The organism is Streptomyces sp. 150FB (assembly GCF_000818195.1).
GTDB lineage: Bacteria > Actinomycetota > Actinomycetes > Streptomycetales > Streptomycetaceae > Streptomyces.
The window spans coordinates 3428057-3443866 of sequence record NZ_JTHL01000001.1 but is presented as its reverse complement, the minus strand read 5'-3'; the positions used below and the strand labels follow the sequence as shown (position 1 = coordinate 3443866).

Here is a 15810-nt window from a genome sequence, read left to right as displayed (position 1 = left end):
GGTTTTCGTGAGTGTGCAGTGCAACGGGGGAGGGGCGGGGATGGGTTACACGATCCCAGGGTGGCTGGACGAGGTCCTGGACTTCATCGGAATCAACTTTCCGAATGTGGACGAGGATGACTATCGCGACATGGCTGACGCCATGCGGGAGTTCGCGGAGCGGTTCGAGGACCACGGCGGCGACGCACACGCGGCGTTCTCGCGCATCCTGTCCTCTTCCGAGGGCTGGGCTGTCGATGCCATGGAGAAGCACTGGAACCGGATCAAGGCCAGCCATCTGGAGAAACTTCCCAAACTCGCCCGACTGTTCGCGGATGCCTGCGACGTGCTCGCGGACATCATCTTCGGCATGAAGACCAAGGCCGAAGCCGAACTTGCCATCATGGCCGGGTCGGTGGGTCTCTCGATCGGGCTCTCCTTCGTCACCGGTGGGCTGTCCGCAGTGCTCGGCGCGGCCGAGGTGGCGGCGATGCGTCAGGTGATCAAGAGAATCCTCGACGAGGCCGTAGACCGAATCGTTGAAGAGGTCCTCGCCAAGATTACCGAGCCGATCAACGCCAAGCTGGAGGCGATGGTCGAAGACACGGTGCTCGACCTGGTCGAGGGGGCGGTCTCCATGCCCTCCGGCGGAGGTGGACACGGTGGGGCAAGCGGACACGGCGGGATGCAGATCGCCTCGGCCGGCGGCTCCGGCGGTACCGGCACCGGAGGCACTCAGAAAGCCACCAAGATCGATCACTTCGAGTTCGAGGACGGTGCGGGCAAGGTCTCACATCACGGTGGTGAGCTGCACCTGGCTGCGGGCTCGCCCCTTTCCAGGGCGAAGGGGGCGTTCGGGCGCAGCAAGGGCCGCGATCCGTTCACGCAGGCTTTCGACAGTGTGCTGCATGGCGCGCTCGAAGGCTCGGAGAAGGCCCTGGGCAAGGTAGCCAAACACATCACCGATACGGTCCCGGACCGGGTGAAAGACACCTCCCGGTTGTACAAGGGTATCGACGTGGACATCCGTGACCGAGTTCACGACATCCGCATCACGAAGTCCGATGAAGGCGGCAGCTCGGGGCACAGCGGCAACGCTCCTGCATCCGGCCGCAACGGCTTGAAGATCGACTCGGTAAAACTGTCCCAGCGCGCCCGTTCGCTGGAGGCCAAGGAGACATGCGGCGACCCGATCGACATGGCCACCGGCCAGATGATCCTCGCTCAGATTGATGTGGAACTGCCCGGCGTGCTTCCACTGTTATTGCGCCGTACCCATCTGTCCGGCTACTCCGCCGGGCGCTCCTTCGGACCCTCCTGGGCCTGCACGCTCGACGAACGCCTGGAGAGAGACAGCTCCTCAGGCTGCTACTGGTGGTACCGCGAGGACGGCTCGGCCCTCGCTTACCCGCGGCTGCCGGATCTGCCCGGCGACCGGGTGAGCCCTGCGGAGGGGATGCGACTGCCGCTCACCTACGTCACGCGCGGCACCAGCTATGTGCTGACGGTGGAGGATCCATACGTCGGGCTCACACGCCACTTCGAGACCGCAGGTTCGCAAGACGACGCGTGGTGGCTGGTCAGTGTGGAGGACCGCAACGGCAACACCGTCACGGTGGAGCGCGATGAGCACGACGTTCCGCTCAGCGTCACGCACACCAGCGGCTGTCGCATCCAGGTCCACACTGATCCCGGACACGGCAGGATCACCGGCCTGTTCGCGCTCACCGACAGTGCCCCGGTCCGGATGCGTGCCTTCAGCTACGACGCCGCCGGGGACCTGACCGGGGTACGCAACGCGGTCGACGCCACGACGCGCTTCACTTACGACGGCGCGCATCGCATCACCGGCTGGTCGGACTCCAACGGCACCGAGTTCACCTATCTGTACGACACCGTCGGCCGCGTGGTCGAAACCCGCGGAACCGATGGGATCCTCAACTCACAGGTTACTTACGGGGGCACACAGGAGGACGGCAGCAGCACCGTCACCTACACCGACTCACTCGGGCACGCCACGGTCTACCGCGCCGGCCCGTACGGCCAGATCGTCGCCGTCACCGACCCGCTCGGTCACACCAGCACCCAGCAGTGGGACCGCCACGACCACCTGCTCACCCGCGCTGACCCACTCGGCCGAACCACTCGCTGGGAGTGGGACGCCTCCGGTGACCTTGTCGCCGTCACCGCGCCCGACGGCGCCATCAGCCACATCGAATATAACGACCTGCACCTGCCCATACGGTGGACGGGCCCGGACGGTTCACAGATCCATCAGCAATTCGACATACGCGGTAACCGCACCTCGGTGATCGTTCCGGACGGCTCCGTCACCCGTTACACCCACCACTCAACGGGCGCCCCCGCCACCATGACCGGCGCGTTGGGGGCGGTGCTGACGATCGAGGCTGATCCGGCCGGACTGCCGCTGGCCCTCACCGACGCTCACGGCGCTCGCACCGTGAGCCGGCGCGACATCTTCGGCAGAGTCGTCTCCCTGACCGACGCGCTCGGTGCGACCACGACCCTGATCTGGGATGCGGAGGGCCGCCTCCTTGAACGTACCGCCGCCGACGGTACGCGCGAGACGTGGCTGTGGGACGGCGAGGGCAACTGTCTGCAACACGCTGACGCACTCGGCGTATCCACCGGATACACGTTCAGTTCCTTCGATCTGCCGCACTCCAGCTCGCTGCCGGACGGCTCCACCTACTCCTTCAGCCATGACACCGAGCAACGGCTCACCGCTGTCACCGATCCGCGGGGCCTGACGTGGAACCTTCGCTACGACAAACGCGGTGATCTCGTCGCGGAGACAGATTTTGACGGCCGCAGCATCACCAGTGTCTTCGATGCTGCCGGACAACTGTCCTCGCGCCGGATGCCGGACGGCCACACGTGGACGTTCACCTATGACGAGATCGGCCGACTCGTCACCAAGGACGTGAACGGGGCGTGCACCAACTACTCCTACGACGCCGCCGGGCGACTGGAGCACGCCAGCACCGCCACCTCGGAGCTCTCCCTCACCTACGACACAGCCGGGCGTGTCATAGCTGAGACTGTCGATGGACGCACCATGCGCTACGCCTATGACGCCCTCGGACAGCGCACGGGACGCACCACTCCTACCGGAGCGGTCAGTGAGGAGACCTGGGACGCCGTCGGCAACCGTATCGGCCTGCGGCTGGGCCGGGAGCGGGCGTTGGCCTTCGAACATGACGTCCTGGGCCGAGAGATTCAGCGCATCCTCAGCCCGCACGCTGCAATCACCTCGCAGTGGGACCGCATGGGCCGGCAGACCGGCCAGACTCTGCGCGCCGGCGACCACCGAATACGCGACCGTCGCTTCGACTACCGCGCCGACGGACTGCTGACAGGCATCAGCGACTTCGCCACCGGCCGCGCCACACACTTCCAGATCGACCCGCTGGGCCGTCCCCTGTCTGCCGAGACTGGTTCACGGCAGACAGAGACATACCGCTACGACGCGGCGGGCAACCAGAGCTTCGCCGACTGGCCCGGCAGCCCTGCCGCACCGGACTCCGTGGGTGAACGCTCCCTGGACGTCACCCGGATGTCGACCGCGGGACGCACCACCTATCACTGTGACGGAGCGGGCCGGGTGGTCGAGCGCCGCAAAAGGCGCCTCTCACATAAGCCGGATATCTGGCGCTACACCTGGGACCCGGAAGGCCGGCTCACCGCCTGCATCACCCCTGACGGCACCGTCTGGCGCTACCGTTACGACCCTCTGGGACGCCGCACCGCCAAATGCCGGTTCACGGCCGACGGCCAGGTTGCCGAAGAAATCCACTTCAGTTGGGACGGCACCCGGCTGGCCGAAGAAGCCAACACCATCACCGGCACCCTCGTGTCCTGGGAATGCGACGGATACCGCCCCCTGGCCCAGTACGAACGCAAGCCCCGCACCCAGAACGAGTTCGACACCCGATTCTTCGCCATCGTCACCGACCTGATCGGCACGCCCACCGAACTCGTCGACGAACAAGACCACATCGCCTGGCAAACCCGTACCACCGTGTGGGGCACCACCGCGTGGAACACCGACGCCACCGCGTACACCCCTTTACGATTCCCCGGCCAGTACGCCGACCCGGAAACCGGTCTGTACTACAACTACTTCCGCCACTACGATCCCGAGACTGCCCGCTACGCCGCCCCTGACCCCCTCGGCTTAGCTCCCGCGCCCAATCCCGTCGCCTATGTGGGCAACCCTCACACGCAATTCGATCCACTCGGCCTCGCGCCCTGCGACGAAAAAGACGTCACTTGGGGTGGTCGTGTCCACTACCGCCGGCTCGGCCCCGGCGGACGGGCTCAGGGTGTCACCGCCACTCTCACCCGCAGCATGATGGGGGGAACGACCAACCCCAGCGTCGACCCGGCCGGATGGGAGAGCGACAAGGGATACAACCGGGCCCATCTCCTGGGCGCCCAGATCGGGGGTTCCAACAAGGACCCACGGAACTTCGTCACCATGCACGCCTACGCCAACAGCCCCATAATGAGGCGCTACGAGGGCCAGGTACGCAAGGCTGTGGACAAGGGCGAGGTGATTGAATACTCCGCCACCCCCGTCTACCAAGGAGACAGTGTCATCCCCGAAGGTGTCTGGCTGGAGGCACAAGGCAGTGACGGATTCCAGTTCATGCCCAAGGGCGCGACCACCGGCACCAACCGGGTCTACATACCGAACGAACCCAAGAGCTGAAACACAAAGGGCAGATCGCGTGAACGAGCATGCACGTCGTCTCATCGAAGTTCTGGGGACAGAAACGACGCCCCCGCAGCAACAGGACTGGTCCGGCATCGAGTCGGAACTCCAGGTGCGGCTCCCCGACGACTACAAGGAATTCATCGAGCACGTAGGCGGCGGAAGGGTCGACGGCTACCTGTACATCCTCGCGCCGTCCTCTCTGAATCAGCATTACGACCTGGCCAAGTCGGCCGCCGAGCGGGTAGAGGTGTACGAGGAAATCTTCGAATTCGAGGATAAGCCCGCCCAGCTCGAACCGGACGGAAGCCGCATCATCCCATGGGGCACCACCGACAACGGCGAGTGGCTCTTCTGGCGGATCCTTCCCGGCCAAGGACCTGCCGAATTCGCCGTACTGATCAACGAAGCGCGCGGTGAACGCTGGGAGTTCCAGAAAATCGGATTCGCCGAGTACCTGACTGGGGTACTGCAAGGAGAGATCCAGTCAGAGATCCTGTCATCGGCTTTTCCCGCCGGCTCACATGACTTCCGTAAGTTCACGCACACCCCGTAGATGGCCGGGGTAGGGCCGCCCGTGGCCGTTCAGTAGCGGGTGGTGCTCTGCAACAGCGGTGGGTACACCGCGGATTCCTCGCCGTCCACCGTGGTTCCCGCGAACTGGAGCATCGCGCGCGGGGCGCCGTGCATGGGGGCCGGGTAGTTGAGTGTCGGGGCCGAGACCTCGTCCAGGGTGCGGAGGTGTTCCGGGCTCAGTGTCACGTCGAGCGCCGCCAGGTTGTTCGTCAGGTGTTCCACGCGCCGGGCTCCCAGGATCGGTACGACCGTGCCCTCGCGGGCCCGCAGCCAGGCGAGGGACACCGCGGCCGAACTCGTGCCGAGTTCGTCGGCGACGGCGGCGACCGCGTCGATGACCGTGTACTCGTCGTCGCTGGGACCGCCGACAAAGGCGGCGCGGGCCGAGTCGACGGCCTCGGCGGAGCCGCGGCGGTACTTGCCGGACAGGAAGCCGTTCTTCAGCGGGCTCCAGGGCACCAGAGACAATCCCTGGTCCCGCGCCAGCGGGGCGATTTCGCCCTCCACGGTGCGGGCCAGCAGGGAGTACTCGACCTGGAGCGCGATCAGCGGGGTCCAGCCCTTGAGCTGCGCCATGGTCTGCGCCTGGGCGGTGACCCAGGCCGGGGTGTTGGAGAACCCCACGTAACGGATCTTGCCGGCCCGTACCAGGTCGTCGAGGGTGCGTAGGGTCTCCTCGATGGGGGTGTTGCGGTCCCAGTTGTGCATCCAGTACAGGTCCAGGTAGTCGGTGCCCAGGCGGCGCAGCGACTCGTCGAGCTGGGAGATGATCGAACCCCGGCCCGCGCCACCGCCGTTGGGGTCCCCCGGGAACATGTTGAAGAAGAACTTCGAGGCCAGCACCGTGTGCGAACGCAGGCCCGGGTGTGCGGCGAAGTAGTCGGCGAGGATCTTCTCCGAGTGGCCGTTGGTGTAGAAGTTGGCCGTGTCGATGAAGTTCCCGCCCCCGTCGAGGTAGTTGGCGAGGATTTTCTCCGACTCCTCCACGCTGCACCCCGCGCCCCCGGGGTCCTCCCCGAAGGTCATGGCGCCGAGGGCGAACGGGCTGACGCGCAGTCCCGAGCGGCCCAGGGTTACGTACTGATCGAGTGACATGAGTCCGCCTTCTTGATGGCTGGCTGGCTGGATGGCTACGCGAACGAACACCTCCAGCACACCTCACAGCCGGTCCGCCCGGGTAGACCGATCCGCGCTCGCTCTTGCACGATCCTGCCTAGTTCGCCCGGATCGGGCTTGCCCCGGTCCACCGGGAGTGCTTTCGTGAGGTGTATGTCCACCACCACTCCGCAGCTCGACGAACTCAGGACGCTGATCGCCGCCCACGCTCGTCCGGACGGCGGTACGACGATCAGCGGGCTTCTGCTGTCCCGGGTCGAGACCGTCGAGCCGGACCACTCCCTGACCGAGCCGCTCCTGGTGGTCATGGCGCAGGGCGGCAAGCGGCTCCTGCTGGGGGACGAGGTGTACGAGTACCGCGCGGGCCAGTGCCTGATCGTCACCGCTGATCTGCCGGTGACCGGCCACTTCCTCGGCGCCACCCCCGACCGCCCGGCCCTCGGGCTGGGGCTCGTACTACGGCCGGGCGCCATCGCGCCGCTGCTGCTGGAGGGCACGGCCCCGCGCGGTGCGCGCGGGGCCGCCGTACCGTCGGCGATCGCCACCGGGGAAGCGGATCCCGACCTGCTCGACGCCGTGATCCGGCTGGTGCGGCTGCTCGACCACCCCGCCGACGCGCCCGTGCTCGCGCCGCTGATCGAGCGGGAGATCCTCTGGCGACTGCTCTCAGGACCGCACGGCGGCATGATCCGCCAGATCGGCCTGCCCGACAGCAACCTGACCCATGTCAACCGCGCGATTCAGTGGATCCGCGACAACTACGCCGAACCTCTGCGCATCGAAGACCTCGCGCGGCTGGCCGGAATGAGCACCTCGGCGTTCCACCGGCACTTCCGCGCCATCACCGCGACCAGCCCGTTGCAGTTCCAGAAACGCATCCGCCTCCAGGAGGCCCGCTCGCTGCTGCTCGCGCGTCCCGACGACGTCGCGGCGGCCGGGCACCTCGTCGGGTACGACAGCCAGTCCCAGTTCACGCGCGAGTACCGCCGCCTCTTCGGCGCCCCGCCCGGCCGCGACGCCGCCCGCCTGTACGCCGCCGCCGACCCTCTCGAAGGCCGGCGCCTGCCCTGAGGCTTGAGGTTGCGGCGGCCGGCCGCGCTACGCGTCGGGGTCGCGGAGGCCGACCGCGTCATGCCGCCAGAACGGCTCCGCGTAGACCAGCGTCCCCGTCATCCACGGCTCGTACTCCGGGAGCCTGATGGCCTGGAAGGCGCCGTCCGGAATGCGCAGGGACGGTTTTCGGAAACCCAGGTCGTCGCCGGGCGTGAAGCCGAAACGCGAGTAATAGCCCGGATCACCCTCCAGGAAGACGACGGGGACAGCCCGTTCGCTGAGGGCCTTCAGCCCATGACGGACCAGGGCCGAGCCGATACCGCGGTTATGGAACCCCGGCAGCACGGCCAACGGACTGAGCACGTGCACCTCGATCAGCCGCCGAGGGGCATCGAGCAGACTGCGAGTGAACAAGACGTGCCCGACGCTCTCCCCCTCGTGCTCGGCGACCAGCGAGAGACCGCTCTCGGGCGAGACGGTGTCCCGCAGGCTGTCGACCAGGTCGGCCACGACGGGACCGTGGTCACCGAACGCCCGGAGGTGAATGTCCCGCAGGGCCTGTCTGTCGCTCGGGCGTTCTTCGCGCAGATCCATGGCCGGAGGGTAGGGCTCCCGCAGGCCGCTCGCACATGGTTTTGGAGCCCGAAGTACGCGGACAGGGGCGGCCGTTCGCACATCGGACGAGCAGTCACGGCTTCGATGCGCCTCGGGACCCGTCCCGCCTGTAGCGTGGCAACCTTCCGTGACGCCCGTGCTACGAGGAGGTCTCATGTCCGCGCCGTCCGACCCCAACCCGTATTACAAAGATCCGAACTCCGCCCCGCCCCAACCGGGCGCTCCGGTGCCGCCCTTTCCGTACCAAATGCCGCCGCAGGGAGGTTGGCCCGCTTACCCGCCCGGCTACGCACCACCACCTCGGACCAACGGACTGGCCATCGCCGCCATGGTGTTGGGCATCGTGTGGATCTACTGGATCGGCAGCATCCTCGCGTTGATCTTCGGGTACAAGGCCCGCAAGCAGATCAGGGAGCGCAACGAAAGCGGTGGTGGCATGGCCACCGCCGGAATCGTGCTCGGCTGGGTGGGCGTCGGGACGGCGACGCTCTTCCTGCTCGGCGGTCTCATCTCATACATCTCGTCCTGAATCACGAGGCGTCCTGAATCACGGGGCGTTGTGAATCGCGGAGCGTCGTTCCAGGGATTTCATGGATCGCGGACCGTTACGATCCCCCGATGAACGCTACGTGGGAGCCCGGAACCCCCGGTCTGCTGGAGCTGCCGTCCGGGCGGTTCGTACGCGGGCGGGGGCTGCGGCGGGCCCTTCCCGGCGGGCCCCTGCCGCAGTTCGGGCTGTATCTGCTGGGCCGCCGGCCGGCCCCCGTGGACTGGGAATCCCGGTGGCTTCGCTGGCCCGACTTCCGGCTGCCCTCCGACCGTACGGATGCCGCCGACGCGCTGCGTACGGTGCTGGCGCGGGCCGGGGACGAGCGGGTCGAGGTCGCGTGCGGTGGCGGGCGCGGGCGTACGGGGACGGCGCTGGCCTGTATCGCCGTACTGGACGGGGTGCCGGGCGGCGAAGCGGTCGCGTACGTCCGTGAGCATTACGACGCGCACGCGGTGGAGACGCCCTGGCAACGGCGGTTCGTCTCCCGTTTCGAGCGCTTCGGGGGTTTCGAGCGCTTCGAGCGGTGACCGCGTGGATCAGCTCTGCGCCGTGGGGCGGACGATGACCTCGCCGACGTCGATGTCGGCCGGCTGCTCGATCGCGAACGCGACAGCGCGGGCGATCGCGCTCGGCGGCATGGCGAACCCGGCCACGGACGCTTCGAGTTGGGCCCTCATTTCCGGGCTCGTCACGTTCACGCCGAAATCGGTACGGGTGTAGCCGGGCGAAATGATCGTCACGCGCAGCTTGTCGCCGGCCTCCTGGCGCAACCCCTCGGAAATGGCCCGCACGGCGAACTTCGTTCCTGCGTAGACGGACTGGTTCGGCACGATGCGATGCGCCGACGTCGACGCCGTGTTCACGAAGTGCCCGAAACCCTGCTCGCGGAAGACGGGCAGCGCCGCCGCGATGCCGTACAGAACTCCCTTGAGGTTGACGTCGACCATCGCCTCCCAGTCCTCGACGCGCAGGTCGTCGAGCGGGGAGACCGGCATGACGCCGGCATTGCTGAAGAGGACGTCGAGCCTCCCGAAGCGTTCGCGCGCCAGCTCGACGAGGTCGGACAGATCCGCGCGGCTGGTCACGTCCGTACGTACGGAGACGGCCTCGCCGCCCGCCTCTTTGATGCGGGCCACCAGAGCGTCGAGGCGCTCCGCCCGGCGCGCGCCGAGGACGACCTTCGCGCCGCGTTCGGCGAGCAGGAGGGCGGTCGCCTCGCCGATTCCGCTGCTGGCGCCTGTGATGGCGACGACCTTGTTCTGGATCTTGTCCTCAGTCCTGTTGTCGGTCCTGTTGTGGGTCTTGTTGTCGATTTCCGGCATGAAGGTTCCTCTGCTGGGCGGGCTCGCTGACTCCTCCAATGTATGACCCCTCATACATAGAAGCAAGTGCCACCCCGACTACATTGGAGGGACGACGATCAGGGCCGGGCCGAGAGGAATTTCGTGGGCAAGGGCGGTAGCTACCACCACGGCGACCTGCGTGCGGCCCTCGTCGAGGCCTCCCTCGCGCTGATCGCCGAGCGTGGCGTCGACGCACTGTCCGTGGCGGAGGCCGCCCGGCGTACGGGGGTGAGCCCGCGGGCGCCGTACCGGCACTTCGCCACCCGCCTGGACCTGCTGAGCGCCACCGCGACCCGTGCGGCCGAACTCCTGGCCGCCGACCTGCGTACCGCCCTCGCGAACGACACGACCGGTGATCCGGGGGAGGCGCTCGCGGTGACGGCGGAGGTGTACGTGCGCTTCGTCGCGCGCCATCACGCCGGTTTCGACCTGATCTACTCGGAACAACTGGAGAACCACCGCGACGCCGACCTCAGCGCGGCGGGCCGTGCCGTGATGGACATCCTGCTGCCGATCGCGATGGACATCGCAGGACACGACCCCGAGGCGGCGCTCGACCTACTGGAAAAGCACAGCGCGGCCGCCCATGGCTACGCTGTGCTTCTCCATCTGAGCGGCTTCCTGCACCGCGCCCGCACCGTCGGGCTCGACGCCATCGCGACCGGGGCCGCCGAGGTCAGCCGTACGCTCGCTGCCGCCGCCGCCACGGCTGCCGCGGCGCGCTGAGCGAGCCTCAGCCCGCCCCCGAGCCTCAACCGAGCGTCACCCGAACCTCAACCGAACAGATCCGTACGCTTCGACGCCAGCGCGATCAGGCCCCCCGCGTCCAGCATCTCCACCAGGAACGGGTCGGCCGGCTCGCCGGTCAGGGTGGCGCCGGTCGTCACGTTCGTCACCGTGCCCGTCGTGAGGTCCACGCGCAGCGGGGCGCCGGCCGTGGCCAGCGTGGTGATGCCCTTGACCTCCAGCGCCGGCAGGCCGACCTCGAAGCAGTTGCGGTAGAAGGTCCGCGCGAAGGTCTCCGCAACCACGCAGCCGATGCCGGTGGCCTTGAGCGCCTTCGTGGCGATCGCGCGGCCCGAGGACTGGCCGAAGTGCTTGCCCGCCACCACGATGTCTCCCGGCTGGACCCGCAGCGGGAACTCCGGATCGAGATCCTCCAGGACGTGTTTGGCCATGACCTCCATCGGCTCGAAGACGTACTGCGACTTCACCAGACGGTCGGTGGGGATGTTGTCGCCGAACTTCCAGCAGCGGCCCTCGAACTTCATTTGCTGCTCCCGTCGTTCCGGCCGGCCTGTCCGGCGCTCTTCCCGGCGCGCTCCGAAGCCCGCTCCGGGGCGATCTCTCCGGCGATCGCGGACGCGGCCACCGTCGCCGCCGACGCGAGATACATTTCGGCTTCGCTGCTGCCGTTGCGGCCCGGGAAGTTCCGGGAGTGGGTCGAGATCATCGCCTCGCCCGACGCCATCGCGCCCATGTTGATGGCCTGGTTGGAGCCGGTGCTCGGCGGGAAGAAGTTCGCGCCCGCCTCGTGCAGTTCCAGGACCAGGCCCTCGCGCAGCGCCTCGGCGAAGACCTCGCGGCTGGAGGGGACGATGTTGAAGCGGGTGCCCGGGTGGACGCGGTGGCCGGAGAGGATCTTCGCCGCCACCCTGATGTCCTCCAGGCGCCCGCCGCCGTGGCCGCCCAACTCCGCCCACAGCACGGGCTTTCCGGCCACCTCGTCCACCGGCTTGATGTTGCCGACGGTGGGCGGGCACGCCACGAGCGGGACCACGTCACCGACGTCGTACCGCAGGACGGTCGCCGCCTCCCTGCCGTCGCCGTCCCCGCGCGGCAGCTCCTCGGGCAGACCGCCGGGGAGGGTACGGACGAAGGCCTCCGTGACCTCGTCCGGCTCCACGTAGCTGCACTTGGCGCCCAGGTCCACACAGAGCAGCGGGAACAGCCAACGGTCCCAGAAGTCCGACCCCTTGATGTAGGGGCCCGCGAACTCGACCGCCGCGTAGTTGAGTTCGCCCTCGCCGATCTCGGCCACCAGCCAGAGCGCGATGTCGCGCGCGGTGGTGCCGGGGCGCGGGGTGCCGTGGAGTTCGATCCGTACGGTCTCCGGGACCTTGAACCAGGCCTTGCCGTACGGGAGTACGGTCCCCGCGTGCGAGTCGTTGCCCAGCGCCATCGCCAGCGCGCCCAGCGCCCCGTGCACCGGGGTGTGGCTGTCGGAGCCCACCACGATCATGCCCGGCTTGATGAAGCCGTTGCGTACGGCGGCGTGGTGGAGGTTGCCGTTGCCGCAGTCGAAGAGGTTGATGCCGTGCTTGCGCGCCCACGCCCGGTTGGCCTTCAGCACCTCGGCCTGGCGCTCGGTCGGCGGTGAGAAGTGGTGGTCGAAGACCATCACGGCCCGCTCCGGGTGCGGGATCGGTCGGCCGACCCTCTTCTCGTACACCTCGCCGGTCAGATAGCCGCTGAGGTCGTGCATCAGCAGCCGGTCCACATTCGCGATCACGATCTCACCGGGCTCGACGCTCTTGCGTCCGCTCGCCTTCGCGAGGATCTTCTCAGCGAGGTTCATGCGACCGCCGCCCCTTCGCCCGTCATGACGTCCGCCGGATTGGTGATGACGCCCCTGATCGCCGACGCCGCCGCCGTCGCGGGGCTGCTCAGGTAGATGCTCGACTGGTAACTGCCCATCCGGCCCTGGAAGTTGCGGTTCGCCGTGGAGAGGGTCACCTCGCCGTCGGCCATCGCGCCGCCGTTGCCGGCGCAGGCGCCGCAGCCCGCGTTGGTGATCATCGCGCCCGCCTCGATCAGGGTGGCCAGTACGCCGGTGGTGGAGGCCTTCGCCATCACGGCGGCCGAGGCCGGGGTGACCACCAGACGTACGCCCTTCGCGATCCGGTGGCCCGCCAGCACCTCGGCGGCGATCGCCAGATCGTCGTACTTCGCGTTGGCGCAGGAGCCGATGAAGACCTGGTCGAGCTTGGTGCCCGCCACCTCGTCGACACCGACCACGTTGTCCACGGTGTGCGGCACGGCGATCTGCGGCATGAGCTTCGATCCGTCCAGGTGCACGGTCTCGCGGTAGGCGGCCCCGGCGTCCGGCAGCAGCACCTCGTACCCGTCGGCCGCGACGCCCGCCTCCTCCAGATAGCGCCGTGTCTCGCCGTCGGGCGCGACGAACGCGTTCTTCGCGCCCATCTCCATGGCCAGATTGCAGAAGGTCATCCGCTCCGACACCGAACGGGACTCCACGTACGAACCGGTGAACTCGGCGGAGCAGTACGTCAGTCCGTCGGCGCCGAGGTCGCCGATCAGCTTGAGCATCACGTCCTTGGCGTAACTGCCCACCGGAAGCTCGCCGTCGATCCGGACGCGGACCGACTCTGGGACTTTGACCCACAGCTTGCCGGTGACCCACGCGGCGGTGATCTCGCTGAATCCGACACCCGTGCCGAACGCGCCCAGCGCGCCGTAGATGGTGGAGTGCGAGTCGGTGCCGATGACGAACTGCCCCGGCTTGATCAGGCCGTTCTCCATCAGGACGATATGCGCGATGCCTGCGTTGACGTCGTAGAAGTTCTTGATGCCCATCCGGTCGGCGAACTCGCGGCACAGTTGGTGGTCGGCCGCTGTCTTGGCGTTCATCGCGGGGGAGATGTGGTCCATGACCATGGCGACGCGATCGCGGTCGTACAGCTCGCTGACGCCCATCTTCTCCAGCGTGCGGATGCACCGCCAGCTCGCCGTGTGGCTCATGTACACGTCGGGGAAGGCGTCGACGATCTGCCCCGGGACGAGGTCGTGCTCGCCCGAAGCCCGCTCGATCGCCTTCTGCGCGAAGGTCTTCGCGGCTGTGGCTGTGGGTGTGGCTGTGGTCATGTCGAGGCGCCTCGCATCAGGTGAGCTATCAGGCCGCCGTCCTCCAGGATGTCCAGCAGCCCCTGGGGGTACGGCGCGAAGGTGAAGGTCTGTCCGGCCGTCTCGACCGTGCCCGCGTGGTAGTCCACCCACATCTCGCCCTGGGCGCCCTCGCCGCCCTCGTCGCTCCGTGCGCTCTGCGCGCGCAGGGCCTCCACGGCGTCCGGGCATTCGATCGCCGGCAGACCGGTGTTGATCGCGTTGCGGAAGAAGACCCGCGAGAACGAACTCGCGACGACGGCCTTGATGCCCGCGCCGATCAGGCAGGTCGCCGCCTGTTCGCGGGCGCTGCCGCAGCCGAAGTTGCGGCCCGCAACGACGACGGAACTGGCCCGCAGGTGGCGCTGGACCTCGGGGCCCAGTGGCTCGAAGGCGTGCTCGGCGAGTTCGGCCGGGTCGATGCTGACCAGATACCGGCCCGGAATGATGACGTCGGTGTTGACGCTCTCCCCGAAGGTGATCGTCGCGCCGCCGACGCGATGTTCGGCTTCCATGTGCTGCAACTCCCTGATTGGCTGCGCTGGTTGTCGTGCGGGGCCGCTTACGGGCCACTCACGGGCCGCTTACGGGCTCGTCTCCTCCAGGAACCAGTCCGTCGGTACGACATGGCCCAGACCGCGTTCCTCGGCGAGTTCCAGCGCCCGCGCGCAGACAGCGGCGAACTGGACGCCCATACCGGTGTTGTTGGCGAAGACCGTCACCTCGTCCCGTGACGTACGCCCCGGCGCGTCGCCGAGCAGCACCTCGCCCAGCTCCCTGATGTCCTCCCAGGCGAGGCGGCCGCGCTCCACCGGGCCGAGGATGTCGTACTGCTTGTCGTGGTGGACCTGTTCGCGCGAGAGCACCACGATCCGGTCGGCCCGGTCGAAGGTCGCGTCGTCCAGCTCCCGGCGCGTCGCCGTGCCGTCGGGGGAGGTGATGGCCGTGATGTGGGTGCCGGGCTCGATCCAGGAGCCGTCGAAGCACGGTTCCATGGTGGCGGTCGCGCAGGTGATGATCTGGCAGCCGGTCACCGCGTCGCGCGGCTCCGAGACGGGGACGATCCGGCGTCCGGTGCGCTCGCTCCACACCTCGGCGAACTTCTCGCGGTGCTCGGCGGTCGGGCTGAAGACCCGTACCTCCTCGATCCCCGGACGCACCAGCAGCAGCGTCTCCAGATGGGCTTCCGCCTGCCACCCGGAGCCGAACATGCCGGCCACTGTGGCGTCCTGGGCGGCCATCGCGTCGATGCCGAGCGCCGAGGTCGCGCCGACGCGCATCTTCTGCACGAAGCTGTCGTGCAGCATGGCGAGCGGCTCCAGCGTCGTCAGGCTGTAGAGCGTGACGAGGCCGACGTACTTGCCACCGGGCGCCGCCGGGATCAGCCGGCGCCGCTGTCCGCCGCTCGGCAGTGTCTCGACGCCCGCGAGGTCGGAGGTGATCCGCAGCGCCCACACGCCGCTGGAGACATTGCCGCCCTCCTGCGATTTGAAGCGGTAGCCGAAGCCGGGGTAGCGGTCGTCCTTCACGGGGAAGTACGTGTGGTTGCGCGGGCGGTTGGCGCCCTGGCCGCGGGTCAGCTCGCCGTACGCCGTACGGAGTGTGGCGAGGCATTCGTCGGCGGTCAGTACCTGCTCGATGTCGCTGTTCGACAGGATCCTCACTTCGACGACCTCCCTTCGGTGGTGCCGGTGGTGCCGGTGGTACCGGTTGTGGTGGTGAGGGTGGCCGGTGCGCCCGCGGTGATGAGGACGGTGTCGGCGACCGCGGCGTACCCGCCGTCGGCGAACAGCACGTCCACCGTGATGGCCACGACGGACCCCTCCTTCAGGTGCTCGGCGCGGCTGCGGTACTCCCCGCCGGACGACAGGTCCGCCTGGTTCACCCAGCTCACCTGGGCGTTCGTGCCCTCCGGGAGCCGGGAGACGGCGGTCCCC

The 15810-nt window shown here is 68.1% G+C and carries 15 protein-coding genes; 6 read left to right on the top strand and 9 right to left on the bottom strand.

From position 1 onward, the window contains the following. Nucleotides 1-40: 40 nt before the first annotated feature. The gene (locus tag QR77_RS14615; RefSeq protein ID WP_040022182.1) at nt 41-4714 is read left to right on the top strand and encodes a DNA/RNA non-specific endonuclease; all 4674 of its coding nucleotides are present in this window, start codon (nt 41-43) and stop codon (nt 4712-4714) included. 19 nt (nt 4715-4733) lie between these two features. Continuing rightward, a complete protein-coding gene (locus QR77_RS14610; protein WP_040022180.1) occupies nt 4734-5273 on the top strand; it encodes an SMI1/KNR4 family protein in 540 nt (179 codons plus the stop codon). Nucleotides 5274-5302: 29 nt separating this feature from the next. Here QR77_RS14610 and QR77_RS14605 read toward each other — a convergent pair whose 3' ends face one another. Then, entirely contained in the window at nt 5303-6388 is a 1086-nt protein-coding gene (locus QR77_RS14605; RefSeq protein WP_040022179.1) for an aldo/keto reductase, read from the bottom strand. Between the two features lie 174 nt (nt 6389-6562). On the opposite strand from QR77_RS14605, the gene QR77_RS14600 reads away from it, so the two are divergent. Further along, nucleotides 6563-7480: an AraC family transcriptional regulator gene (locus tag QR77_RS14600; RefSeq protein WP_040022178.1), complete on the top strand. Its 918-nt coding sequence runs from the start codon at nt 6563-6565 to the stop codon at nt 7478-7480. A 27-nt stretch (nt 7481-7507) separates the two neighbouring features. Here QR77_RS14600 and QR77_RS14595 read toward each other — a convergent pair whose 3' ends face one another. Beyond that, on the bottom strand, nt 7508-8056 hold the full coding sequence (locus tag QR77_RS14595; RefSeq protein ID WP_040022176.1) for an N-acetyltransferase: 549 nt from the start codon (nt 8054-8056) through the stop codon (nt 7508-7510). Between the two features lie 175 nt (nt 8057-8231). On the opposite strand from QR77_RS14595, the gene QR77_RS43540 reads away from it, so the two are divergent. Continuing rightward, on the top strand, nt 8232-8606 hold the full coding sequence (locus tag QR77_RS43540) for a DUF4190 domain-containing protein (protein ID WP_078876676.1): 375 nt from the start codon (nt 8232-8234) through the stop codon (nt 8604-8606). Between the two features lie 89 nt (nt 8607-8695). Then, complete coding sequence (locus tag QR77_RS14585; RefSeq protein ID WP_040022175.1) at nt 8696-9154, top strand: protein-tyrosine phosphatase family protein; 459 nt, start codon at nt 8696-8698, stop codon at nt 9152-9154. 9 nt (nt 9155-9163) lie between these two features. On the opposite strand, the gene QR77_RS14580 is transcribed toward QR77_RS14585, so the two are convergent. Further along, on the bottom strand, nt 9164-9949 hold the full coding sequence (locus QR77_RS14580) for an SDR family oxidoreductase (protein ID WP_052488745.1): 786 nt from the start codon (nt 9947-9949) through the stop codon (nt 9164-9166). 123 nt (nt 9950-10072) lie between these two features. Here QR77_RS14580 and QR77_RS14575 point away from each other — a divergent pair, with 123 nt between their 5' ends. Further along, nucleotides 10073-10696: a TetR/AcrR family transcriptional regulator gene (locus QR77_RS14575; protein WP_040022173.1), complete on the top strand. Its 624-nt coding sequence runs from the start codon at nt 10073-10075 to the stop codon at nt 10694-10696. A 47-nt stretch (nt 10697-10743) separates the two neighbouring features. Here QR77_RS14575 and QR77_RS14570 read toward each other — a convergent pair whose 3' ends face one another. The 6 genes from QR77_RS14570 to QR77_RS46645 all read right to left on the bottom strand — a co-directional run. Beyond that, nucleotides 10744-11241 (bottom strand): hypothetical protein, encoded by a 498-nt coding sequence (locus QR77_RS14570; RefSeq protein WP_040022171.1) that lies wholly within the window; start codon nt 11239-11241, stop codon nt 10744-10746. Next, nucleotides 11238-12548 (bottom strand): aconitase family protein, encoded by a 1311-nt coding sequence (locus tag QR77_RS14565; protein WP_052488744.1) that lies wholly within the window; start codon nt 12546-12548, stop codon nt 11238-11240. The genes QR77_RS14570 and QR77_RS14565 overlap by 4 nt, the downstream gene beginning before the upstream one ends. Further along, the gene (locus QR77_RS14560; RefSeq protein WP_052488743.1) at nt 12545-13855 is read right to left on the bottom strand and encodes an aconitase/3-isopropylmalate dehydratase large subunit family protein; all 1311 of its coding nucleotides are present in this window, start codon (nt 13853-13855) and stop codon (nt 12545-12547) included. Before QR77_RS14560 ends, QR77_RS14565 begins: the two co-directional genes overlap by 4 nt. Next, on the bottom strand, nt 13852-14388 hold the full coding sequence (gene leuD / locus QR77_RS14555) for a 3-isopropylmalate dehydratase (protein WP_052488742.1): 537 nt from the start codon (nt 14386-14388) through the stop codon (nt 13852-13854). Before leuD ends, QR77_RS14560 begins: the two co-directional genes overlap by 4 nt. 69 nt (nt 14389-14457) lie before the next feature. Next, nucleotides 14458-15537 (bottom strand): ornithine cyclodeaminase family protein, encoded by a 1080-nt coding sequence (locus tag QR77_RS14550; protein WP_052488741.1) that lies wholly within the window; start codon nt 15535-15537, stop codon nt 14458-14460. Beyond that, the coding region (locus tag QR77_RS46645) for a hypothetical protein (RefSeq protein ID WP_160310912.1) at nt 15534-15810 on the bottom strand (277 nt) is incomplete at its 5' end. The genes QR77_RS46645 and QR77_RS14550, both read right to left, overlap by 4 nt.

Excerpts from the sequence above, each read along its gene's own strand:
- QR77_RS14615 (WP_040022182.1), top strand. The coding sequence starts at position 41 with ATGGGTTACACGATCCCAGGGTGGCTGGACGAGGTCCTGGACTTCATC.
- QR77_RS14605 (WP_040022179.1), bottom strand. The coding sequence starts at position 6,388 with ATGTCACTCGATCAGTACGTAACCCTGGGCCGCTCGGGACTGCGCGTC.
- QR77_RS14600 (WP_040022178.1), top strand. The coding sequence starts at position 6,563 with ATGTCCACCACCACTCCGCAGCTCGACGAACTCAGGACGCTGATCGCC.
- QR77_RS14595 (WP_040022176.1), bottom strand. The coding sequence starts at position 8,056 with ATGGATCTGCGCGAAGAACGCCCGAGCGACAGACAGGCCCTGCGGGAC.
- QR77_RS43540 (WP_078876676.1), top strand. The coding sequence starts at position 8,232 with ATGTCCGCGCCGTCCGACCCCAACCCGTATTACAAAGATCCGAACTCC.
- QR77_RS14585 (WP_040022175.1), top strand. The coding sequence starts at position 8,696 with ATGAACGCTACGTGGGAGCCCGGAACCCCCGGTCTGCTGGAGCTGCCG.
- QR77_RS14580 (WP_052488745.1), bottom strand. The coding sequence starts at position 9,949 with ATGCCGGAAATCGACAACAAGACCCACAACAGGACCGACAACAGGACT.
- QR77_RS14570 (WP_040022171.1), bottom strand. The coding sequence starts at position 11,241 with ATGAAGTTCGAGGGCCGCTGCTGGAAGTTCGGCGACAACATCCCCACC.
- QR77_RS14565 (WP_052488744.1), bottom strand. The coding sequence starts at position 12,548 with ATGAACCTCGCTGAGAAGATCCTCGCGAAGGCGAGCGGACGCAAGAGC.
- QR77_RS14560 (WP_052488743.1), bottom strand. The coding sequence starts at position 13,855 with ATGACCACAGCCACACCCACAGCCACAGCCGCGAAGACCTTCGCGCAG.
- leuD (WP_052488742.1), bottom strand. The coding sequence starts at position 14,388 with ATGGAAGCCGAACATCGCGTCGGCGGCGCGACGATCACCTTCGGGGAG.